At 69.8% G+C, this 21,470-nt stretch carries 21 protein-coding genes; 6 read left to right on the top strand and 15 right to left on the bottom strand.

The genetic code is table 11. The annotated features are described in order from the left end of the window. Positions 1–8: 8 nt before the first annotated feature. The 7 genes from VV867_RS21700 to VV867_RS21670 form a co-directional block, all read right to left on the bottom strand. Positions 9–869 (bottom strand): DMT family transporter, encoded by an 861-nt coding sequence (locus VV867_RS21700; RefSeq protein ID WP_109936002.1) that lies wholly within the window; start codon positions 867–869, stop codon positions 9–11. Positions 870–878: 9 nt separating this feature from the next. Then, positions 879–1,544, bottom strand: a complete 666-nt coding sequence (agmR, locus tag VV867_RS21695; RefSeq protein WP_058070436.1) for a response regulator AgmR — start codon at positions 1,542–1,544, stop codon at positions 879–881. Positions 1,545–1,596: 52 nt separating this feature from the next. Further along, a complete protein-coding gene (locus VV867_RS21690; RefSeq protein ID WP_328567531.1) occupies positions 1,597–2,133 on the bottom strand; it encodes a PQQ-dependent catabolism-associated CXXCW motif protein in 537 nt (178 codons plus the stop codon). A gap of 104 nt (positions 2,134–2,237) precedes the next feature. Then, positions 2,238–3,056 carry an ABC transporter permease gene (locus VV867_RS21685; RefSeq protein ID WP_328567530.1) on the bottom strand — a complete coding sequence of 273 codons (819 nt, stop codon included), beginning with the start codon at positions 3,054–3,056 and terminating at the stop codon, positions 2,238–2,240. Further along, on the bottom strand, positions 3,053–3,784 hold the full coding sequence (locus VV867_RS21680) for an ABC transporter ATP-binding protein (RefSeq protein ID WP_328567529.1): 732 nt from the start codon (positions 3,782–3,784) through the stop codon (positions 3,053–3,055). Before VV867_RS21680 ends, VV867_RS21685 begins: the two co-directional genes overlap by 4 nt. Next, the gene (locus VV867_RS21675; RefSeq protein ID WP_109937295.1) at positions 3,781–4,752 is read right to left on the bottom strand and encodes a YVTN family beta-propeller repeat protein; all 972 of its coding nucleotides are present in this window, start codon (positions 4,750–4,752) and stop codon (positions 3,781–3,783) included. The genes VV867_RS21680 and VV867_RS21675 overlap by 4 nt, the downstream gene beginning before the upstream one ends. A gap of 43 nt (positions 4,753–4,795) precedes the next feature. Continuing rightward, complete coding sequence (locus VV867_RS21670) at positions 4,796–5,998, bottom strand: ABC transporter substrate-binding protein (protein ID WP_328567528.1); 1,203 nt, start codon at positions 5,996–5,998, stop codon at positions 4,796–4,798. Positions 5,999–6,156: 158 nt separating this feature from the next. Here VV867_RS21670 and VV867_RS21665 point away from each other — a divergent pair, with 158 nt between their 5' ends. From VV867_RS21665 to hemN, 4 genes are all read left to right on the top strand, one after another. Next, a complete protein-coding gene (locus VV867_RS21665) occupies positions 6,157–6,297 on the top strand; it encodes a hypothetical protein (protein ID WP_167364804.1) in 141 nt (46 codons plus the stop codon). Between the two features lie 9 nt (positions 6,298–6,306). Next, positions 6,307–7,557 carry a sensor histidine kinase gene (locus VV867_RS21660; RefSeq protein WP_328567527.1) on the top strand — a complete coding sequence of 417 codons (1,251 nt, stop codon included), beginning with the start codon at positions 6,307–6,309 and terminating at the stop codon, positions 7,555–7,557. Between the two features lie 13 nt (positions 7,558–7,570). Then, positions 7,571–8,227, top strand: coding sequence for a response regulator transcription factor (locus tag VV867_RS21655; RefSeq protein ID WP_089392283.1), 657 nt, complete (start codon positions 7,571–7,573; stop codon positions 8,225–8,227). A gap of 465 nt (positions 8,228–8,692) precedes the next feature. Then, positions 8,693–10,078 (top strand): oxygen-independent coproporphyrinogen III oxidase, encoded by a 1,386-nt coding sequence (gene hemN, locus VV867_RS21650; RefSeq protein WP_328567526.1) that lies wholly within the window; start codon positions 8,693–8,695, stop codon positions 10,076–10,078. 281 nt (positions 10,079–10,359) lie between these two features. On the opposite strand, the gene VV867_RS21645 is transcribed toward hemN, so the two are convergent. Genes VV867_RS21645 through VV867_RS21620 form a run of 6 tightly spaced genes read right to left on the bottom strand, consistent with a single transcriptional unit; the run spans position 10,360 to position 16,580 of the window. Next, on the bottom strand, positions 10,360–10,983 hold the full coding sequence (locus tag VV867_RS21645; protein WP_109933717.1) for a hypothetical protein: 624 nt from the start codon (positions 10,981–10,983) through the stop codon (positions 10,360–10,362). A gap of 4 nt (positions 10,984–10,987) precedes the next feature. Continuing rightward, complete coding sequence (locus tag VV867_RS21640; protein WP_109933716.1) at positions 10,988–11,614, bottom strand: hypothetical protein; 627 nt, start codon at positions 11,612–11,614, stop codon at positions 10,988–10,990. Beyond that, positions 11,611–12,387 carry an ABC transporter ATP-binding protein gene (locus VV867_RS21635; RefSeq protein ID WP_328567525.1) on the bottom strand — a complete coding sequence of 259 codons (777 nt, stop codon included), beginning with the start codon at positions 12,385–12,387 and terminating at the stop codon, positions 11,611–11,613. Before VV867_RS21635 ends, VV867_RS21640 begins: the two co-directional genes overlap by 4 nt. Further along, complete coding sequence (locus VV867_RS21630) at positions 12,380–13,396, bottom strand: FecCD family ABC transporter permease (RefSeq protein ID WP_109933714.1); 1,017 nt, start codon at positions 13,394–13,396, stop codon at positions 12,380–12,382. The genes VV867_RS21635 and VV867_RS21630 overlap by 8 nt, the downstream gene beginning before the upstream one ends. Continuing rightward, a complete protein-coding gene (locus VV867_RS21625; RefSeq protein ID WP_109933713.1) occupies positions 13,393–14,460 on the bottom strand; it encodes an ABC transporter substrate-binding protein in 1,068 nt (355 codons plus the stop codon). Before VV867_RS21625 ends, VV867_RS21630 begins: the two co-directional genes overlap by 4 nt. Then, entirely contained in the window at positions 14,460–16,580 is a 2,121-nt protein-coding gene (locus tag VV867_RS21620) for a TonB-dependent receptor (protein ID WP_177412042.1), read from the bottom strand. Before VV867_RS21620 ends, VV867_RS21625 begins: the two co-directional genes overlap by 1 nt. 109 nt (positions 16,581–16,689) lie before the next feature. Between VV867_RS21620 and VV867_RS21615 the strand changes: the two genes are divergently transcribed. Then, a complete protein-coding gene (locus VV867_RS21615) occupies positions 16,690–17,382 on the top strand; it encodes a Crp/Fnr family transcriptional regulator (RefSeq protein WP_109933712.1) in 693 nt (230 codons plus the stop codon). A 737-nt stretch (positions 17,383–18,119) separates the two neighbouring features. On the opposite strand, the gene VV867_RS21610 is transcribed toward VV867_RS21615, so the two are convergent. Then, the gene (locus VV867_RS21610) at positions 18,120–18,776 is read right to left on the bottom strand and encodes a pentapeptide repeat-containing protein (protein ID WP_328567524.1); all 657 of its coding nucleotides are present in this window, start codon (positions 18,774–18,776) and stop codon (positions 18,120–18,122) included. A gap of 53 nt (positions 18,777–18,829) precedes the next feature. Beyond that, complete coding sequence (exaA, locus tag VV867_RS21605; protein ID WP_328567523.1) at positions 18,830–20,713, bottom strand: quinoprotein ethanol dehydrogenase; 1,884 nt, start codon at positions 20,711–20,713, stop codon at positions 18,830–18,832. Positions 20,714–21,026: 313 nt separating this feature from the next. Between exaA and pedF the strand changes: the two genes are divergently transcribed. Beyond that, a complete protein-coding gene (pedF, locus tag VV867_RS21600; RefSeq protein WP_109936270.1) occupies positions 21,027–21,464 on the top strand; it encodes a cytochrome c-550 PedF in 438 nt (145 codons plus the stop codon). The last annotated feature ends 6 nt before the right edge of the window (positions 21,465–21,470 follow it).

Raw genomic sequence — 21,470 nt, 5'->3', positions numbered from 1 at the left:
ACCAGTGTTCAGGCCCGCTGCACAGCCGGCGCGCGAACCTTGGCGCGCAGGATCAGCGCAATCCCGCCCAGCACCGCACAAGACACCAGCAACAACCGCACCCCGATATGCTCCCCCAGCACCAGCGCCCCGGACAACGCCGCCAGCACCGGCACGCTCAACTGCACCGAAGCCGCCTGGATCGCCGACAACCCCGGCAGCGCCGCATACCAGATGGCATAGCCAATCCCCGAAGCCAGCGCCCCGGACAGCACCGCGTAGACGACCCCAGGCACATCCGCGCGCAACTGGCCATGGAACACCAGGGCCAGCACGGCCGCGAAGGCTATTGCGCGGACGAAGTTGCCAGTAGTCACCGCCAGCGGATCGCCCGCGTTGCGGCCCAGCAGCGAGTACAGGCCCCAGGCCACGCCCGACAGCAGCATCAGCAGGGCGCCGGCCAGGGGCGGTGCGCCGGCGCCGGGCAGCAGTTGCACCAGCAGGCCGCCCAGGGCCAGGCCGAAGCCCAGCAGGGCCTGGCCGGCCAGGCGTTCGCCGCGCAGCAGGCCGACCACCAGCATGGTCACCTGCACCGCGCCGAACAGCAGCAGCGCGCCGGTGCCGGCGTCCAGTTGCACGTAGGCATAGGAGAAGGCCGCGGCGTAGGTGAACAGCGCCGCCGCCGCCCGCCAGTTGCCGCGGGCCTGGCCGGCCCGGCCGCGCAGGCGCAGCAGCAGGCCGAGCATCAGCGCGCCGGAGAGGATGCGCACGCCGGTGAAGCTCACCGCGTCGAGCTGGGTGGCCTTGAGCGCCAGGCGGCAGAGCAGCGAGTTGCCGGCGAACGCCAGCATGGCCAGGGCGGTCAGGAGCAGGGTGCGCGAAGCGGGCATGGGCGCTCCCTAGCGGCGCAGGTAGGCGGCGAAGTCGATGTCGCCGGCGCTGAGGATGGCCTGCACCCGGTTGTGCACCTTGAGCTTGCGCAGGATGGCCGAGACGTGGGCCTTCACCGTGGTCTCGGCGATCTCCAGGTTGTAGGCGATCTGCTTGTTCGACTCGCCCTTGGTCATGCGCTCCAGCACCAGCAGCTGCTTGCGCGTCAGCGCCTGAAGCAGTTCCGGGGGGATGCCGTGCTCCTCGTGGCCGCTGCGCCGCGGCGAGGCCTTCTGGGTGCGGATGATGTCCGAGGGCAGGTAGACGTTGCCGTTGAGGATCTGCTCGATGGCCTCGGTCATCTGCGCCCGCGGCGAGGATTTGGTGATGAAGCCCACCGCGCCGTAGGTGATGGCCTGCAGCACCACCTGCTTGTCCTGCTCGGCGGAGACGATCACCACCGGGATGGTCGGCGCCTCGTTGCGCAGGTTCATCAGGCCGCTCAGGCCGTGCATGCCGGGCATGTTCAGGTCGAGCAGGATCAGGTCCAGGTCGTCGTGTTCCTGGGTCAGGCCCAGGGCGCTGTCCAGGTCGGCGGTCTCCATCACTTCGCTGCCGGGGAAGCCGTCGGCGATGACGTTGTGGATGGCCTCGCGGAACAGCGGGTGATCGTCGGCGATCAGGATCTTGTACATGGCCTACACCTCGTTGTTGTCGTTATGGCGGCGGCTAGCCGTTGGGTTGCGCTCAGGGGAAGGGCCGTGGCTGGGCGTCCTGCAGGGGCAGGCCGGCCTGTTCCCAGGCGTCCACCCCGTCACGGTACCAGTAGAGGTTGGAATAGCCCAGCGCGTGGGCGCGCCTGACCGCGTTCCAGCTCGCCCAGCAGTCCGAGCGGCAGTAGAACACCAGCGGGCGCGTCGGGTCGCCCTCGCTGAGTTGCCGCAGGTTCTCGCGGAAGTAGGCCAGCCAGGGCTCGCTCAGCACGCCGTCGCCGGTGTTGGCCAGCCACAGGCTGCCGGGCAGGTTGCGGTGCGCTTCGTTGGCCACGAACTGGCCGTTGAGCCAGGTGCGGCGGTACACGTCCACCAGGCGCGTACGCGGCTCGCGCTCGAGCAGCGCGCGCAGGGTGGCGGTGTCCAGGGTGGTGGCATGGTCGGCGCTGGCCGGGGTCGGGCTGCGGTACTGGCTGGTGCGGTAGCCGTCGCTGGAGAACAGCGCTTCGTCCGCATGGGCCAGCGGCAGGCCCAGCAGCGCGCAGAGCAGGGCAGGGGCTAGGCGAGGCATGGTGGCATCTCGATATTTATTCTTCTGCCCGCCATTACATGCCAGGGGCGCTGCTTTGGAAATTCGACGTCCGGAGGGTTGATCCAGTACCAAAGTAGGAGATTTCACCCCTTGCGCAGCGCCGCGTGCTGCGGGTTGAAGGTCAGCACCGCCAGGCCCGCGAACAGCAGCGTCAGCCCCAGGCACACCGCCAGCGCCAGGGGGTTCAGCCGTTCGTACAGGGCGAAGCGCACCAGTTCCACCGCATGGCTGAAGGGGTTGAGCGCGCACAGCCAGTACAGGCCCACGCTGGCCTCGCGCATCTTCCACAGCGGGTACAGCGCCGAGGACAGGAAGAACAGCGGGAAGATCACGAAGTTCATCACCCCGGCGAAGTTCTCCAGCTGGCGGATGGCGTTGGATAGCAGCAGGCCCAGGGCGCTCAGCAGCAGGGCCGCCAGCAGCAGCGCCGGCAGCGCCGCCAGCAGGCCCCAGGCCGGCGGCTGCACGCCGTAGAGCCAGGCGATGGCGAGGAAGGCGTACACCTGCAGCAGCGACACCAGCGCCGTGGCCAGCAGCTTGCCGGCCAGCAGGAAGGCGCGCGGCAGCGGGCTGGTGAGCAGCACGCGCATGCTGCCCATCTCGCGGTCGTAGACCATCGACAGCGAGCCCTGCATGCCGTTGAACAGCAGGATCATGCAGCACAGCCCGGGGACTATGTACGTCTCGTAGGTGACGTAGGTGTCGTAGGGCTCGATGATCGAGATGCCCAGCGCGGCGCGAAAGCCCGCGGCGAACACCAGCAGCCACAGCAGCGGTCGCACCAGGGCGCTGAGGAAGCGCGAGCGCTGCAGCACGAAGCGCAGCCACTCGCGCACCACGATGCCGCGCAGGCACTGCCAGTAGGCGGCCGGGCCGAAACCGATGGCGTCGCAGGCTCTCATGCGCAGGCCTCCAGGCGGGTGAGGCGGGCGAAGGCGCGGGGCAGATCGCCGCCGTCGGCGGCGCTGACCTGGGCCGCTTCGCCCTGGGCCACCAGGCGGCCGCGGTCGAGCACCAGCAACTGGTCATCGCCGCGCACCTCGTCCAGTAGATGGGTGGTCCACAGCACCGCCAGGCCCTCGTCGCGGCACAGCTGGCGCACGTGTTCGTTGAGCGCCTGGCGCGCCGCCGGGTCCAGCCCCACGCTGGCCTCGTCGAGCAGCAGCAGGCGCGGGCGGTGCAGCAGCGCGCGGGCGATCTCTACGCGGCGGCGGTGGCCGCCGTTGAGGGTACGCACCTTGTCGCGGCGGCGCTCCCGCAGTTGCTGGCGCGCCAGTTCCAGCTCGATGTGCTCCGCCGCCAGGGCGCGCGGCAGGCCGTGCAGGGCGGCGTGGTAGCGCAGGTTCTGCTCCACGCTCAGGTCCAGGTCCAGGGTGCTCTGCTGGAACACCACGCCCAGCTGGCGCAGGGCCAGGCGCGGCTGGCGGGCCAGGCTGCAGCCGCATACCTCGATCTCGCCCTGTTGCAGGTCGTACAGGCGCGTGAGCAGGGCGACCAGCGTCGACTTGCCGGCGCCGTTGGGCCCCAGCAGGGCGGTGAAGCGTCCGGCCGGCAGGGCGAAGTCGATGCCCTCCAGCGCCTGGCGCGCGCCATAGGCGAAGTCCACGCCGGCCACCCGCAGGGCGTTCATGGCGTCACCACCACGCCCCAGGGGTAGCGCCCGACCTTGATCGAGCGGGTCACCTTGAGGTCCTTCACGTCGATCACCGAGACGTCGCCGCTGACGCCGTTGGTGGCCAGCAGCAGGCTCTCGTCCGGGTTGAACGCCAGGTGCCAGACGCGGCGGCCCACCAGCAGGTAGTCGAGCACCTCGAAGGTCTTCGCATCCACCACCGCCACGTGGTTGGCCGGGCCCAGGGCGACGAAGGCGTACCTGCCGTCGCTGGTCAGCTTCACGCCCACCGGCTGGATCTTGTCCGGGTGCACGCCCTTGATGGCGAAGCGCAGGCTCTTGAGGATCTTGCGGCTGGCCACGTCCACCACACTGACGCTGCCGCCGATCTCCGCCGACACCCAGACCTGGCTGCCGTCCTTGTTGAACTCCGCGTGGCGCGGGCGCTGGTCCACCAGGGTGCTGTCCACCAGCTTCTGCGTGGCGGTGTCGATCCAGTGCAGCATGTTGGTGGTCTCGCTGGTGTTCACCGCCCACTTCCCGTCGGGGCTCACCGCCATGCCCTCGGGCTCCACGCCCACGTCGATCTGGCCGAGCACCTGGGCGGTTTGGGTGTCCACCACGGTCACCAGCGCGTCGTCCTCGTTGGAGACGTACAGCCAGCGGTCGTTGGGGTGCAGGGCGAACTGCTCGGGGTCGGCGCCGGAGGGCAGCTGCTTGACGATCTTGCCGCTGGCCAGGTCCATCACCTGCACGGTGTCGGAGTCGCTCGCGCAGATGTACAGCAGCTTGTTGTCGTGGGACAGCGCCAGGCCGCGCGGGCGCTTGCCGGTGTCCAGGGTGCCGGTCACGGTCATGCTGTCCAGGTCGATGACGCTGATGTTGTTGTCCTTCTCGTTGGACACGTAGGCCTTGGCGGCGAAGGCCGGCGGCGCCAGGCACAGGGCGATGGCCAGCAGGGAAGGGGCCAGGGCGGCTGGGAACATGGCAGGTCGGAAAATGGCGGCTCGGAACATGGGGTATCTCCAGTCAGGGCTTGGCGTCGGCGAGGTGGCAGCGGCTTTCCGGGGCATCCAGGCCGAGGCTGTCGAGTTCGCTTTCGGGGTGCAGGAAGCCTTCCTGCGGCGAGGTGCTGACCAGCGCGCGCGGCTGCACCAGGGGGATGGGCTGGCGCAGCTGGCCGTCCCAGGGGCGGTAGCTGAGCCGGTAGCCCTTGAAGCCGTCCAGCGGCAGGTCCGGCGACAGCGCCAGGGCGCGGATGGCCATGGGCTCGGCGCTGCGCAGGCGCGTCACGGCGCTGGCCACGCTGCGCACGGCGACCCAGGCGGCGAAATCGCGGTCGTTCATCCAGCGCCTGGCGTGCTCCTCGAAGCGCTTCTGCAGCTGCGCCGCGCCGAAGGTCTCCACCGTCTTGTGCCAGCCCGTGGCCACCAGGCCCTGGGTGCCGGCCACCGGGCGCGGCAGCCAGGTGTTGTAGGGCACGTACTCGCCGAAGTCGCCGTGCTCGTCGGCCACCAGCACCGCGTCGTAGTCGTCGGCCTGGGTGAACAGCGGCATGTCGGCCTGGGCGCTGCGGCGCTGGTCGTTGGCGAAGGTGAAGGCCTTCTCCTCGACGATCTTCGCCCCGAAGCGCCTGGCCGAGCGGCGCAGGGCGGCGGCGTAGGCCTGGTCCTCGGGGCGCTGGCCGACCACCAGCAGCCAGCGCGTCCACTTGCGCAGCACCAGGAACTGGGTGAGGGCGTCGGTCAGCATCAGCCGGCTGGGCAGGGTGTGCAGCACGTTGGCCGGGCACTGGTCGGCGCGCAGGTCGTCGTCGGCGGCGCCGGCGTTGAACAGCAGGCTGTCCGGCAGCGCGGCGGCCAGCTGGCGCAGGCTGTCGGCCGGGGCGTTGACCACGAACAGGCGCAGGCCGTCGTCGTGCAGCTTGCGCGCCTCGGCCAGCAGCTGCTGCGCATCGGCGCTGGTGGCCGTGACCAGGCTGTAGCGGTGCTTGAGGAAGCGCCCGGTGGTATTGCTGTCGTCAATGGCCAGCTCCGCGCCGCGCAGGCCGGCGTCGGTGGGCTCGGGGATGATGTTCGACAGCAGCGGGCCGGGGTCGGGCGTGTAGCCGAGGTAGGCGATGCGCACCTGCAGCTCGGCCGGGGCCTCCTCGGCACGCACGTCCAGGCAGAGCAGGGCGGCGCAAGCGACCGCCAGCAGGTAGGCCACGCCGTGCAGGGCGAACTGGCGCATGGGCGACTCCATTGTTGTTGTGTCGCCAGCATAGGAACGCGCCAGGGGCCGGGAAATATGCAGAAAGTACCGCCGGGGCAGTACCAAGGTAGTAGATCGCCGCCCGCGGCCGCGCCCTAGCATGGCCCTACAACAACAAAGACAACGGGAGCCGAGCCATGCGTATCGCCGTCACCCTGGTACTGCCCATCCTGCTGATCCTCAGCCTGCTGGGCTTCGACTTCATGTACAGCCTGCACACCCGCCCCGGCGTGCCCACCGTCTGCATCGCCGGCCAGCCCTGCCGCGTGGGGCCGTAAGGCGCGGCCATGTCGGCGCTGTGGCGGATCAACCTGCTGGTCGGGCTGTTCTTCGCCCTGGTGGCCGCGCTGTGCGTGGCCGTGCTGCTGCACCAGGGCGACGAGGACGTGCGCCGCGAGCTGGATGCCGCCCGCGCGGTGGTGGAATACCTGCGCGAGGCGGCCCTGCGTGATCCGGCCAGCCTCGACCAGAGCCTCACCGGCGGCCTGCGCCACGTGCGCGTGCACTGGCTCGACCAGCCGCCGCCGGCGCCCCGCGGCTGGCTGGACGAATGGCTGGCGGCGCGCCTGTACCCGGACGTGTACCGTGCCGAGCCACTGCAACTGGCCGACGGCCGCCGCGTGCAGCTGAGCGTGGACCCGCGCGACGAGATCGACGAGGTCCGCGACTCCCTGGTGCAGTTGCTGGCGCTGTTCGGCGTGGCCCTGGCGGTCAGCCTGCTGGCCATCCGCTGGGCGGTGCATGGCGGGCTGCGGGTGGTGGAGCAACTGCAGGCCGCGTTCGGCGAGATCGCCCAGGGCCGCCTGCAGGTGCGCCTGCCCGGCCATTCGCTGCCGGAGGCGCAGCGCCTGGCCGGGCGCTTCAACGGCATGGCCGAGGCCCTGGAGCGCGCCTGCCAGGAAAACGCCGAGCTGACCCGCTCGCTGCTGGCCGTGCAGGAGCGCGAGCGCCAGGAACTGGCCCAGGCCCTGCACGACGACATCGGCCAGTACCTGGCCGGCATCCGCGCGCAACTCTTCCTGCTGCACAGCCTCCACGACCAACCCGCCGCGCAACCCACCCTGGAACGCATGGACCAGCACTGCCGCGGCCTCAACGACAGCTTCCGGGCGCTGATCCGCGACCTCTACCCGGTGGTGCTGGAACACCTGGCCCTGGACGAAGCGGTGCGCGCCTACGTCGAGGACTGGCAGGCCAGCCAGGGCATCGCCTGCACCCTGTACCTGGCCGAACGCCTGCCGGTCCTGAACGACGCCGCCAAAGCGCACCTGTACCGCCTGCTGCAGGAAGCCCTGACCAACGTCGCCCGCCACGCCAGCGCCAGCCGCGTGTGGGTACGCCTGCAAGCGCGCGGCGGCTACCTGTACCTGGGCGTGCGCGACGACGGCCGCGGCAGCGACGGCCCGCCACGCGCCGGCATCGGCCTGCGCTCCATGCGCGAGCGCGCCCGCTGCCTGGGCGGCGAGCTGCAACTGCGCAGCCAGCCCGGCCTGGGCCTGGCGCTGCGCCTGCGGGTGCCGCTGCCGGCAGCGGCATGAGAGGAGAAAAGCGATGAAGATCCTGCTGGTGGACGACCATTTCGTGGTGCGCGAAGGCATAGCCGCCCTGCTGCGCGGCCTGCTGCCGGAAGCGGAAGTGCTGGAGGCGGCCGACGGCGAGGAAGCGCTGCAGGCGGTGCAGCGGGAAATCCCCGCGCTGGTCATCCTCGACATCGGCCTGCCGGGCATCAGCGGCCTGGAGGTCACCCGCCGCCTGCGCCAGCGCCTGCCGCAGCTGCGCGTGCTGTTCTTCAGCATGCACGACGAACTGCCCCTGGTCCGCCAGGCCCTGGACGCCGGCGCCGCCGGCTACGTGACCAAGGGCGCGGCCCCGGCAGTGCTGCTGGAAGCGGTGCGCCGCGTGCTGGCCGGCCAGCTCTACATCGAGCAACCCCTGGCCACCCGCCTGGCCTGCCAACCCCGCGGCCTGGAGCAGGGCGACCCGCGCCTGCACGGCCTGACCCGCCGCGAATTCGAAATCTTCGTCATGCTCGCCCGTGGCCTTCCGGTACGCCAGGTGGCCGAACACCTGTGCGTGAGCGCCAAGACCGTGTCCAACCATGTGACGCTGCTGAAGCAGAAGCTGCAGGTCAGTTCCCACGCGGAGCTGGTGCACCTGGCGATCGACAGCGGGGTATTGCGCGTGAGCGGCGAGGCGCTGGCCGGGTAGGGCGGCCCGCCTGCCTGCGATTCGCGGGCAGGGGAACGGAGGGCGAATAACCGTTCGCGGTTGTCCGCCGCCGGCCGCGCCACCGGGGCGTCCGGCGTGGCCGGTGAATCCGATCGCGGACGGAGTCCGCTTGTACGCCGACACCGCTGTCCCACCTGTAGGAGCGCGCCCTGCGCGCGATTCGCGGGCAGGGCCCGCTCCTACGGCTGCATGGGCAACGCCACCGCAGGATGGCGTGGAGCGAAGCGATGCCCATCGCCATGGCCCATGGGTTTCGCCCGTGGCATCCGTCACCTCGTCGAGGGCCCGGGCGCCCGCCATCCTGGAAAGGCCTATCCTGAACGGACGAAACCGCCGTGCGCGCCTGAGCGGTTCTTGATCCCACTCAGGAGCAACGCAGCCGGTCGGGTGTATCGTTGCCCGCGAAGCCCGCCGCAACGGACGGCGAGCCAGAGGAGCCGTGTCATGCCTGAGTCGATGAGTTTCAACCGCGCCCTGGTGGAGAAGTACGACCGCCCGGGGCCGCGCTATACGTCCTATCCCACCGCGCCGCAGTTCCATGGCGCCTTCGCCGCCGACGACTACCGCGCGGCGGCCCGGCGCAGCAACCAGGCACCGGCCAAGCCGCTCTCGGTGTACATCCACATCCCGTTCTGCAAGAGCCTCTGCTACTACTGCGCCTGCAACAAGATCATCACCCAGAAGACCCACCGCGCCGTCGAGTACCTGGCCTACCTCAAGCGCGAGATCGCCATGCAGGCGGCGCTGTTCGACGGCCAGCGCAAGCTCACCCAGCTGCACCTGGGCGGCGGTACGCCGACCTACCTGACCAGCGAGCAGCTGGCCGAGCTGATGGACTGCCTGCGCGAGCATTTCAACCTCGACGAGAGCGACAACCACGAGTTCTCCACCGAGGTCGACCCGCGCACCATCAGCCGCGAGCGCATCGCCGAGCTGCGCGCCCAGGGCTTCAACCGCCTGAGCTTCGGCGTGCAGGACTTCGACGGGAAGGTCCAGGCCGCGGTCAACCGCGTGCAGAGCGAGCAGCAGATCTTCGACCTCGTCCAGGCCGCCCGCGAGGCGCGCTTCAAGTCGGTGTCCGTGGACCTGATCTACGGCCTGCCGCTGCAGACGGTGGAGAGCTTCGATACCACGCTGGGCAAGATAGTCGCGCTGCGCCCCGACCGTATCGCCGCCTACAGCTACGCCCACCTGCCCGAGCGGGTGCGCGCCCAGCGCCTGATCCGCCGCGAGGACATGCCGCCGCCCGAGCGCAAGCTGGAACTGCTGGAGCTGACCATCGGCCGGCTGACCGGGGAGGGCTACGCCTACATCGGCATGGACCACTTCGCCCTGCCCGACGACGAACTGACCGTGGCCCGCGCCAAGGGCACGCTGCAACGCAACTTCCAGGGCTACTCGACCCACGCCGATTGCGACCTGATCGCGCTGGGCGTGTCGTCCATCAGCAAGGTCGACGACACCTACGGGCAGAACGTGAAGGAACTCTCCCAGTACTACGCCCGCCTCGACGAAGGCCTGCTGCCGGTGCACAAGGGCTACCGCCTGAGCGACGACGACCGCCTGCGCCGCGAGGTGATAGGCGAGCTGATGTGCCACGGCCGGGTGGACTATGCACCGCTGGAGGCACGCCACGGCATCCGCTTCACCGAGTACTTCGAGGACTCGCTGCGGCAGTTGCGGGAGCAGGTCGACGACGGGCTGGTGGAACTGCATGACGACGGGCTGCTGTTGCTGCCCCAGGGCCAGCTGATGATGCGCAGCGTGGCGATGGCCTTCGACGCCTACCTTGGCGGCGAGCAGCGGGAGCGTTTCTCGCGGACCATTTGAGGTCGCCGAAGGTCGATTCCGGCGTGGCGATGGGTGAGGCGGCGGATAACCGCGAACGGTTATGCGCCCTACGGGTGGGCCTGGCGTAGGGCGAATAACGCTCCGCGTTATCCGCCGTTTGACCTTGGCCGCATTCCGCTCGGCGCCGGGCACGGAGCCGCCGTCGGAGCCGCGCCAGGCTCGACCACGGGGTTGCCGACAAGGAAGGTGAGGCGGCGGATAACCGCGAACGGTTATTCGCCCTACGGGTGGGCTTGGCGTAGGGCGAATAACGTTCCGCGTTATCCGCCGTTTGACCTAACCCTGGCCCCCGCCTTCAGCCATGGCAGGAACCCATGCAGGAAGCGCGTGGTAGCCGGCATGAAGTAGCTGCCATGGTGGTAGCACGGATCCAGGGTGGAGACGATCATCCGCCCTGGCGTGGTGACGCTGTCGTCGTAGAGCACCGAGCCGCCGTCCACCGTGTTCACCAGGGAGATCGCGCCTTCAGGCGGCTGCAGTTCGCCGTGGCGGTGCCAGGTGGCGGCGGCCAGGTCGAGGTGGGCGAACAGGCCGTGGTCGGCTGCGCCCAGGCGCAGGCCGGAGTCGGCGCCGGGCTCCAGCCACCACCAGAAGTTGGTTTCGCAGGGGCGCCAGCGTACGCCTTGCAGCCAGAGGTCGGCGCGGCTTTCGCCCAGGGCCACCACCAGTTTGCCGGCGGCGAGGAAGGCGGCGATGGTGTCTTGCGCGGCCATCAGGTCCTCGGGGTTCTGCCGGCTGGCGACGTAGAGGCAGTCGATGTCGTCGAGATCGGCGCCAGGCAGTTCCGGGGCGTAGAGGTTGCGGTCGAAGTAGGCGTGCAGCTGCGGGTCGTTGTAGGTGGCGTGGTGGTAGTAGGTGCCACCGTCGACGAAGGCGATTCGCATGCTTTCACTCCTGTTCCGCGTAGGTGACGGCGGGCGCGCCGGCGCGCACCCAGTCCAGCAGCTGCGGGGCGATGCGCGCCGCGCTGGTGTCGTCGTTGATGTACATCCAGAGGTTGTTGCCGCTGTGCATGAACACCTGCCCGCCGGCCGGCCGCTGCCACACCCAGTCGATGGGCGAGCCGTCGGCGCGCAGGCGGTGCAGCACCACGGCGCCGGGCGGCGGCGGGTTGGCGCCGCGGGCGTAGAAGCCGGCGACGCCGCGGCGGTAGCTGAGGTCGTGGCAGTCCACGCCGTCGAACACCGGGTGCGGGTTCACGCGCTCCACTTCCAGCTCCTTCACGCCGCGCCGAGGCGCCACGACGAAGTCCGCCAGGCCGTCGAAGATCGGGTAGACCAGGTGGCCGTTGAACACCAGGGTGCCGCCGGCGTCCAGGTGGCGCCGCAGGGCGTCGCGGTGGGTGAGCAGGGCGCGCTGGTCGACGTGGCCCTCGACGAGGATGGCGCTGCGCCCGGCGAAGTGCTCGTCGCTCATCTGGCGCAGCGACAGGGAGTCGATGCCCAGCGCTTCCAGGCGCGCGACGAAGGCCGGCAGTTCATGGGAGACGGCACGGATGTGGAGGATGCTGCTCATGGCTGTTCACGGTTCTCCTGAGGGAGTTGGGAAAAGATCGGGACCGCCGTGCCGCTCTGCGGCAGCTCGTCCAGGCGGACCCGGCGTACGGGGATGCGGTACAGGCGCGACAAGGCCGCTTCGTCCATCACCTGCGCCGGCTCGCCGAAGGCGTGGGCGCCTTCGCTGAACAGCAGCAGGGCATGGCTGGCGAATTCCAGCGCGTGTTGCGGGGCGTGGGTGCTGAACACCAGGGTGATGCCGGCGCCGGCCAGCTCCGCCAGCAGGCGCAGGGTCAGGGCCTGGTTGTGCCAGTCCATGGCCGCGGTGGGTTCGTCCAGCAGCAGGATGTCGGCCTCGGCGGCCAGGGCGCGGGCCAGCAGCACCAGCTGGCGCTCGCCGCCGGACAGCGAGGCGAAGGCGCGCTCGGCCAGGTGCGCCGCTTCCACCCGTTCCAGGGCGCGGCGGGCGGCGGCATAGTCGTCGCGGCCGGCGGCGCGCAGCAGGGAGATGCCGGCGGAGCGCCCGAGCAGGACCATCTCCAGGGCGGTCATCGGCAGCGCCGGGTGCACTTCCTGGGGCACGAAGCCCAGGCGGCCGCGGCGTTCCACCCGGCCGCGGCTGGGCGCCAGGCTGCCGGCCAGTATCTTCAGCAGGGTGGACTTGCCGGCGCCGTTGCCGCCCAGCAGCGCGCAGAGGGCGCCGCGCGGCAGCGCCAGGTCGAGGCCACGCAGCAGCGGGCGGTTGTCGTAGGCGTGGTGCAGGTCGTGGCAACGCAGGGCGGCTTCAGCCATGCAGTGTCCCTCCCAGGCGACGGATGAGGAAGGCGAACAGCGGCGCGCCGAGCAGCGCGGTCAGCACGCCCAGGGGCACTTCCAGCTGGGTCAGGGTGCGCGCCAGGGTGTCGACCAGGATCAGGTAGGTGGCGCCGGCCAGCGCGGTGTTGAGCAGGAAGCCGCGGTGGTCGCTGCCGCAGCCCATGCGCACCAGGTGCGGCACCACCAGGCCGACCCAGCCGACCACGCCGCACACCGCCACGCTGGAGGCGGCGATCACGCCGACGGCGAGCAGGGCCAGCAGGCGCACGCGCTGCACCGGCACGCCGAGGCTGCGCGCGTCGCTGTCGCCGACCGACAGCGCCATCAGGTGGAAGCGCAGGCCGTAGAGCAGGGCCAGGCCCAGGCCGATGCAGGGCAGGGCGATCAGCAGCTTGCCGGTGTCGGCCGCGGACAGGCTGCCCATCAGCCAGAAGACGATGGCCGGCAGCTGGTTCTGCGGGTCGGCCACCAGCTTGATCAGCGACACGCCGGAGGCGAACACGGCGCTGACCACGATGCCGGCCAGCACCAGCAGCACGGTGCTGCTGCCACGGCTGCCGCGCCCGCCGGCCAGCCAGTAGACCGCCAGCAGTGCCAGCAGGCCCCAGACCAGCGCGCCGGTGACCACCGGCCAGCCGTCGCCGGCGAGCAGGAAGGCCAGCACGCCGCCGAAGGCCGCGCCAGAGGACACGCCGAGCAGCTGCGGCTCGGCCAGCGGGTTGCGGAACAGCGCCTGCAGCGCCGCCCCGGCCCCGGCCAGGCCGGCGCCGACCACCGCCGCCAGCAGCACCCGCGGCAGGCGCACGCCTTCCACCACGCGTTGCTGCATGGCGTTCCAGTCGCCTTCGCCGAACAGCGGGGCGAAGAGGATGCGCAGCACCGTCCAGGGCTCGATGGCATAGCGCCCGGCGCCCAGGGCGAGCACCGCGGCCAGCAGCAGGGCGACCAGCAACAGCGGCGTGGCCAGGCGTTGGCGCAGGCTCATCGGGCCTCCCCGGCGAACAGCGCGCGGTAGTGGGCGCTGTCGCCGTTGCCGGCGAGCTTGAGCAGGTCGTCGAGATCGGCCGGGCCCATGGCATAGCCGTAGAGCAACTGGTAGGCCTCGGTGATGCGCTGGCGCAGGCCGGGTTCGGCCCGTTCGGGGTGGAACAGGCTGGCCAGCCAGTCCAGCGCCAGGGGCGTTTCCTGGCTCGGCGGGTCCCAGCGGAAGCCGCCGTGGGGGTAGCTGTAGACGCGCCGCTCGCGCACCGCGGCCAGGCCGGCCAGGCGGCTGTCGCCATACAGCTCGGCCGGTGCCAGGCCCGGCTCGAAGTTGTTCAGCAGCACCACCTGCGGGTCCCACACCAGCAGTTGCTCGACGTCCACCGGAGCGAAGCCGGGCACGCCGGCGGCGACGTTGCTGCCCCCGGCCAGGCGGATGTCGCCGTCCATGCTGGTGCCGGCGCCGGCGGCGATCAGCCCCGAGCGCGTGCGCTGCAGGTAGAGCACCCGCGGCCGCTGCGCCGCGGGGATGGTGGAGGTGCGCGTGGCGATGGCCTGGCTACGCGCCTCGAACCACTGCGCCAGGCGCTCGCCGCGCTCCGGCTTGCCGAGGGCGGCGCCGACCAGGCGCAGCCAGCCGGCGGCCAGCGCGCTGTCGCCGTAGCGCAGGGTGATCACCGGGATGCCCAGGGCGCTGATCGGCCGGACGATGTCGTCGCCGCGGTCGCCCCACTGGAACACCAGGTCGGCGCCGGTGGCGGCCAGCGCCTCGACGTTGGGCACGAAGCCTTCGCCGGCTACCTGCGAGGGCACCTGCTGCGCCTGTGGGTACATGCGCCCGAGCAGGCCGTGCTCGAAGTCGGCGCGGCTGGCCGAGTTCATCCCGGCCAGGCGTTGCGGGCCGCCGTCCACGGCCATGATCATCGACGCCAGCGGGATGGGGATGGCCACCAGGTGCTCGACCCGCGCCGGCAGCTCCACGCTGCGGCCGCTCTGGTCGACGACCTGGGCGGCCAGCGCCGGGACGGCGCCGAGCAGGGCCAGCAGCAATGCGATGGGGCGCCGCATCAGTAGTCCACCGACAGCTTGACCACCAGGGCGCGGCCCGGCTCCACCAGCGGGTTGCCCACCAGGTCGTTGGGGTAGGCGAGGTTCTCGGCCACCGTGGGGTTGCGGCCCACGCGGTCGAACAGGTTCTCCACCCCGCCCATCAGCTTCCAGTCCTGCCAGCCGTTGCCGAGCACGCGGTCCAGGTCGATGCCGGCGTACAGGTCGACCATGGCGTAGCTGGAGGTCTCGCGCTCCTGCTTCTCGTCGATGTGGTGCTTGCCCTGGTAGGCGCGCACCACGCCCTCGCCGTACCAGTGGCCGGTGTCGTAGCGCAGCTTGAGGTTGCCGGTGAGCGGGGCGATGTAGGGCAGGTCCTGGTCGGTCTTGTCGTCGCGGCCGCGGGTCAGGGTGGCGGCGTAGCCCAGGCTCCAGCGCTCGGCCAGCTGCGTCCGGCCGTCCAGCTCCAGGCCGCGGATGGTGGCCTTGGCCACGTTCTGCCGCTGGTAGAGGGTGGAATCCAGGCGCACCAGGCTGATCAGGTCCTTGTACTTGCTCTGGTAGGCGGTGAGGTTCAGCTGGCTGTGCTCGCCGTACCAGCGCACGCCGGCCTCGGCGGTGACGTTGGTTTCCGGGTCGAGGTCGGGGGAGGGCAGGGTCGGCTGGGTGCCGGCGGTGCTGGAGATGGTCAGATCGTTGCCCGAGGGCGCACGGAAGCCGCGGCTGAGGTTGCCCACCAGGTGCCAGGCCGGGGTCAGCCGGTACACCGCGCCGAGGCTGCCGGTGACCGCATAGTGGCGCTGGTCGGTGTTGCCGCGGTAGGCGTTGGCCAGGCTCGCGGCCTCGCCGGCGAAGGTGTCGCCGATGTCCACGTTGACCATGTCGCCGCGTAGCGCGCCGGTGAACGACCAGCGTTCGTCGAAGCGCCAGTCGTCGTTGACGAACAGGCCCAGGTTGGTCGACTCGGAATCGCGCTCCATCTGGTTCCAGCCGCTGTCGGAGAGCAGCGCGCCGGTGCTGCGGTTGTAGCGCCGGGCATTGTTCTCGCGGCCGTCGAAGCGCTCGTTGAAGAAGTCGCCGCCGTAGCTGAGGTTGTGCTCGCCCAACTGCTTCATGGCGGTCAGGTGGCCGCCCCAGACGGTGGGGGTGTAGACCTTGATGTGGGCGAAGGCGTCGACCGTGGCGGCGGTGCTGTTGCGCTGGTAGATGTCGGTCTCGAAGTCGCGCACGTAGAGGCTGCTGTCCAGGCTGTCGGCCCAGGCGCCGACGTTGTAGTTCTGGTAGCCCAGGCGCAGGTAGCGCTCGGTGATCGGGTCTTCGCGCACGTCCATGAAGGGCTCGCCCGGCGCCGCGCCCAGGCCGCCGGCGCGCTTGCTGACCACCCGCTGGTAACGCCCGGAGAGTTCCCAGCGCGAATCGTTGTCGGGGCTGTAGCCGATGGCGAAGTCGCCGCCGAGCGAGCTGTAGCCGCTGTTGGCGGCATCGCCGATGGGGGTGGAGTAGTCGCTGGCGCTGCGCTGGTTGACGCCCAGCAGCACGTCGAAGCCGTTGCCGCCGCCAACCATCTCGGCACGCCCGCCGACCATGCTGTTGCCGCTGTTCCATTCCAGGGCGCGCAGCTTCGGCGTCAGCTCGAAGCTCTGCGATGGGTCGACCTTGGCCCTGCGGGTGACGATGTTGACCACGCCGTTCATGGCGTCGGAACCATAGAGCGCCGAGGCGGGGCCGCGGATGATCTCGATGCGCTCGATCGAATCCGGGTCGATCATGTTGAATTCCAGGGTGCTGCGGCCGCGGTAGCGGTCGCCGTCGATGGCCAGGATCGAGCGCCCCGAGTTGCTGTTGAAGCCGCGCACCACCAGCTGCCCGCCAAGGCCGCCGCTGCGGGCGAACTCGATGCCGGGGATTTCCGCCAGCAGGCTCTGGATGCCGCCGCTGCCGACCCGCTCGCGGACCTGCTCGCCGCTGATCACGGTCAGGGTGCGCGGCGAATCCTCGGCCGCCGCCGAGGAGCGGGTGGCGGTCACCGTCAGGCTTTCCAGCTCTTTATTGGTGTCTTCCGCCTGGGCCAGCGGGCTCAGGGTGAACAGGCCGCTCAGGGCCGGTGCCAGCAACAGTGCACGATAGGACTTCAGAACCACGATCAATGCCTCCCCCAAGGATGGTGTGCGCCCTTAGCAAAAGAGCTGCACGCTGTAAATGACATGAATTATCATTTGCGAATAATCCACCTTTGCGGGCTTGTATCAAATGAGAAATGTCAAGAACGGCCTGGTATTGGCCCGCGAACTGCTCGCCAGCCACCCGCTGCTGGGCGCGCAGCCGGAGGCGCTGCGCGAAAGCCTGCTGGCGGACGCCAGCCTGTGCGCGCTGGAGGAGGGCGAGGCGGTGTTCAACCAGGGCCAGCCGGCGCTGTTCTGGTACTTGGTGCTGGAGGGCCGCATCGACACCCTGCGCTACGGCATGGACGGCGAGGAACGGGTGATCCAGCACGTGGGCCGCGGCCAGCTGCTGGCGCCCGTGGTGATGTTCATGCCGCAGCGGCAATACCCGGTGGGCACCCGCGCGGCCATGCCCAGCCTGCTGTGCCGCCTGCACCGGGAAAACCTGCGCCGCGCCTGCCTGGAACACCCGCCCCTGGCGCTGGACATGCTGGACATAGCCGGCCAGGCGCTGAGTTCAAGGATCGACGACGTCGACAGCCTCGCCGGCTTCAACGCGCCGCAGCGCCTGGCGACCTACCTGCTACGCCTGCCGCGCCGCGCCGGGCAGAACATCGAGCTGCCACTGAGCCAGCGCCAACTGGCCGCCAAGCTCGGCGTACGCGCGGAAACCCTGAACCGCCTGCTGGCCGAATGGCAGCGCCAGGGTGTGCTGGAAGGCAAAAGGCGGCAATGGCGGATCGCCGAGATAGAGGCGCTGGAGGCGCAGGCGCGGAGTTGATGGTGCTGATGGCGTGCCGGGCCTGACTGTGGACGGTGCTTACCGGCGGCACTGATGTTTCGGGTTTACTCCGCACCCTCACCCCAACCCTCTCCCGCAAGCGGGAGAGGGGGCTGTCCGGCGTGGCTGGGAGGTTCGGCGTCAACCTGTAGGAGCGGGCCCTGCCCGCGATTCGCGCGCAGGGCGCGCTCCTACATGGGGCACGGCGTGAGGCTGTCTATTGGATTCCCGCGTTCGCGGCTAGGCATATCAGGATGACACTGAACTCGCCACACGCTCCGAACGGCCCCCTCTCCCTTCAGGGAGAGGGTTGGGGAGAGGGGCGGAGTTGATCCAAACACTAACGGTGCCCGGGAAGCGCCATTCGCGAGCAAGCTCGCTCCTACGAAGAGCGCCTCGGCACTGCCTGCAAGCCAGTTGCTCCTACAGGACCGATATGAAGCGAAGCGCCACGCGCCACCAGCGACTAACGCTTCGCATCACGCCCCCTACGCCTGGCTGCCATCCTCGGCAGCGGCATACAACCGCTCGGCATCGGCCGCCAGGTACTCCAGCGAGGACCTAAAAGGGGACGCATTTATTTTCTGCTCTAAAGCTGCCTATGCGGTCAGGCTCGTAGGGCGCATAACCGTTCGCGGTTATCCGCCGGTGGCCTTGGCACAGGGGCCGATGGCGGATAACGCCTGGGGCGTTATGCGCCCTACGGGAAACCCCATTCGCGAGTTCGAGCGTAGCGTTCAGTCCCAGCCGCCGGGGCAGCCCTTGCACCCCTGCATATTCGTCCCCTGGAAGTTCCCGAACCTCGGCTTGCTGCCCCGCAGGTCCGCATCCTCCAGGTTCGCCTCCGCCAGCTTCACCTCCTGCAGGTTCGCATCGCGCAAATCCGCCCCCTTCAGGTCCGCACGGGACAACCAGGTCATTTCCAGGTCCGCTGCGCGCAGGTTGGCCTGGTGCAGTTTGCCGCCGCTCAGGCGGGCGAATTCGAGGTAGGCGGCGGTCAGGTCGGCGCCTTGCCATTGGGCGCCCTGGGCGAACAGGCCCCAGGCCTGGATGGCCACCAGGCTGGCGCCGGAGAGGTCGGCGGCGCGCAGGTTGGCTTGTTGCAGGCTGGCGCGGGTGAGGTTGGCGCCGCGCAGGTTGGCTTTTTCCAGGTTGGCCAGGTCCAGGGTGGCGTGGCGCAGGTCGGCGCCCGACAGGTCCGCGCCGGCGAGGTTCATGCGGGTGAGGTCCTGGCCCTTGAGGTCGGCGCCGCGCAGGTCGGCGCCGGGGCACTGGCTGCCGGGCTCTATGCGGCAGTGGGCGATGACGGTGGCGTCGTCGGTGTCGGCGGATTCGTCGTTGGCGTGGGCCAGGCCGGCCAGCAGCAGGGCGGCGAGCAGGGTGGTGGTTTTCATGGCGTTCTCCCGGGGCATGGAAAACCGCGCCCCTGGGGGCGCGGTCGGTGGGCTCAGCGGCTGGCGGTCTTGTTGTCCCAGCTGGGCAGCTTGAACACCCAGAAGGAGCCGCCCTGGGCCACCGGGCGCGTCAGTTCGGCCATGTCGCCGCCCCACAGGGGTACGGCGCCGCCGTAGCCGACGGTCACGCCGATGTACTGCTCGCCGTCCTGTTCCCAGGTGATGGGCGGGGAGACGATGCCGCTGCCGGTCTGGAACTTCCACAGCTCCTTGCCGTTCTTCGCGTCGAAGGCCTTGAGGAAGCCGTCGCCGGTGCCGGTGAACACCAGGTTGCCGGCGGTGGCCAGCACGCCGGCCCACAGCGGCAGGTGCTCCTTGTGCTCCCACACCACCTTGCCGCTGGTGGGGTCCATGGCGCGCAGGCTGCCGACGTGGTCGTCGTACATGCGCTTGATGCGGAAGCCCATGCCCAGGTAGGCGCTGCCCTTGGTGTAGTTGACTTCTTCGGTCCAGTAGTCCTCCTTCCAGTGGTTGGCCGGCACGTAGAACAGGCCGGTGTCCTGGCTGTAGGCCATGGGGTTCCAGTTCTTGCCGCCGAGGAAGGGCGGCGAGACTTCCACCGGCTTGCCGTGCTTCTGCCCCGGTTCCGGCAGCGGCGGACGCTGGCCTTCGCGTTCCACCGGGCGGCCGGTCTTCAGGTCGATGTGGCTGGCCCAGGTGATGTTGTCGACGAAGGGGAAGGCGTTCTGCAGCTTGCCGTTGCTGCGGTCGACCACGTAGAAGAAGCCGTTGCGGTCGGCGTGGGCGGTGGCCTTGACGATCTTGCCGTCCTTGGCCTTGTAGTCGAACAGCACCAGCTCGTTGTTGCCGGAGAAGTCCCAGGCGTCGTTCGGGGTGTGCTGGTAGAACCATTTCACCTCGCCGGTGCTCGGGTCCACGCCGACCTGGCCGGAGGTGTACAGGCTGTCGTAGTCGTGCGGGTTGCCGCCCTTGGCGGTGCGCGCCCAGGTGTTCCACGGGCCGGGGTTGCCGGCGCCGACGATGATGGTGTTGGTCTCGGCGTCGAAGCTGGCGCTCTGCCAGGGCGCGCCGCCGCCGTGGTTCCAGGACTCGACCTTGCCGGTGGGGGAGTTGAGGTCGTCCGGCCAGGACGGCGCCTTGACGTTGCCGGTGACGCTGCTGTCCTTGCCGTTGAGGCGGCCCATGTGGCCTTCGACGAAGGGCCGCATCCAGATTTCCTCGCCGGTGTCCGGGTCGCGGGCGAACAGGCGGCCGACCACGCCGAACTCGTCGCCCGAGCTGCCGTGGATGAGCAGCACCTTGCCGGTCTTGCCGTCCTTCACGATAGTTGGTGCGCCGGTCATGGTGTAGCCGGCGCCGTGTTCGCCGAACTTCTTCTTCCACACCACCTTGCCGGTGTTCTTGTTCAGCGCCACGACTGAGGCGTCGAGGGTGCCGAAGAAGATCTTGTCGCCGTAGATGGCGGCGCCGCGGTTGACCACGTCGCAGCACGGGCGGATGTCGTCGGGCAGGCGGTGGTTGTAGGTCCACAGGCGCTTGCCGGTCCTGGCGTCGAGGGCGAACAGCCGCGAGTAGGAGGCGGTGACGTAGATCACCCCGTCGCTGACGATGGCCTGGGATTCCTGGCCACGCTGCTTCTCGTCGCCGAAGGAGTAGGACCAGGCCGGGGTCAGCTTGAACACGTTGTCGGCGTTGACCTGCTTGAGCGGGCTCCAGCGCTGGGCGTTGGTGCCCATGCCGTACTGCAGCACGTCGCCGGTGGTCTTGTGGTCGTTGGCGATGTCGTCCCAGCTGACGTCCTTGGCCAGCGCGGCGCCGCCGGCGCCCAGGGCGATGGCGAGGGTCAGGCTGTGCAGGGCGAGGCGCAGGGGGCCGGCAGAGCTGGGTGAAGAGGCGGGTGAGGTTCTTGTTGTCATCTTCGGGTTCCCGTTTTTTGTGTTGGGTCGAGAAACGGCGGGCCGCTGCTCGGGCCGCGGCGGTTCCATGGTGGGAGCCGGCGGCGGTGGCGGAAACGGAAAAGCTCCCGCATCGGCCGGGACAAGTTCCCGGCCGGGGCATGACTTGGGCTTGCTGCCGAAGGCGCTGGCGCGGCAGCCCTGCGCCCTAGTACGAAGGGAGTAGGCGGGGACATCCAAAGCAGCATTCGGGGCGGGGGCGGGGCTTCCTAACATGGTCGAGGAGCGCCCCGGTGGCGCCCGTGCCTTGTCCTACCCCCAGAGGAATGAAGTGATGAACAAGAAGAACTCCTTGCGCGGCCTGCTGGTGCTGGCCGGCCTCAGTGTCTCGGCCCTGGCCCTGGCCCACGGCAACGTGACCCCGCAAGCGGTGGATACCAAGGGCCTGGAGCCCCTGGGCAAGGAGTGGCGCGACACCAACCCGTACCGCGAGCCCTACGCCAACCACAAGCTGGCGGTGGAGATCGGCTCCTCCGCCTACAACCAGAACTGCGCGCGCTGCCACGGGCTGGAAGCCAAGTCCGGCGGCATCGCCCCCGACCTGCGCAAGCTCGACCTGGGCGCCGAGGGCGACGAGTGGTTCAAGGAACGGGTGATCAACGGCGCGGTGCGCGATGGCGCCGTGTACATGCCGAAGATGGCCGACTACATCAGCCAGGAAGGGCTGTGGGCGATTCGCAGCTACCTGGAAAGCGTGCACGTGGACGAGTGACGCCGC

This window comes from Pseudomonas sp. JH-2 (genome assembly GCF_036231725.1).
GTDB lineage: Bacteria > Pseudomonadota > Gammaproteobacteria > Pseudomonadales > Pseudomonadaceae > Pseudomonas > Pseudomonas delhiensis.
The sequence above is the reverse complement of the archived record's forward strand: the minus strand, read 5'-3'. Positions and strand labels throughout refer to the sequence as shown.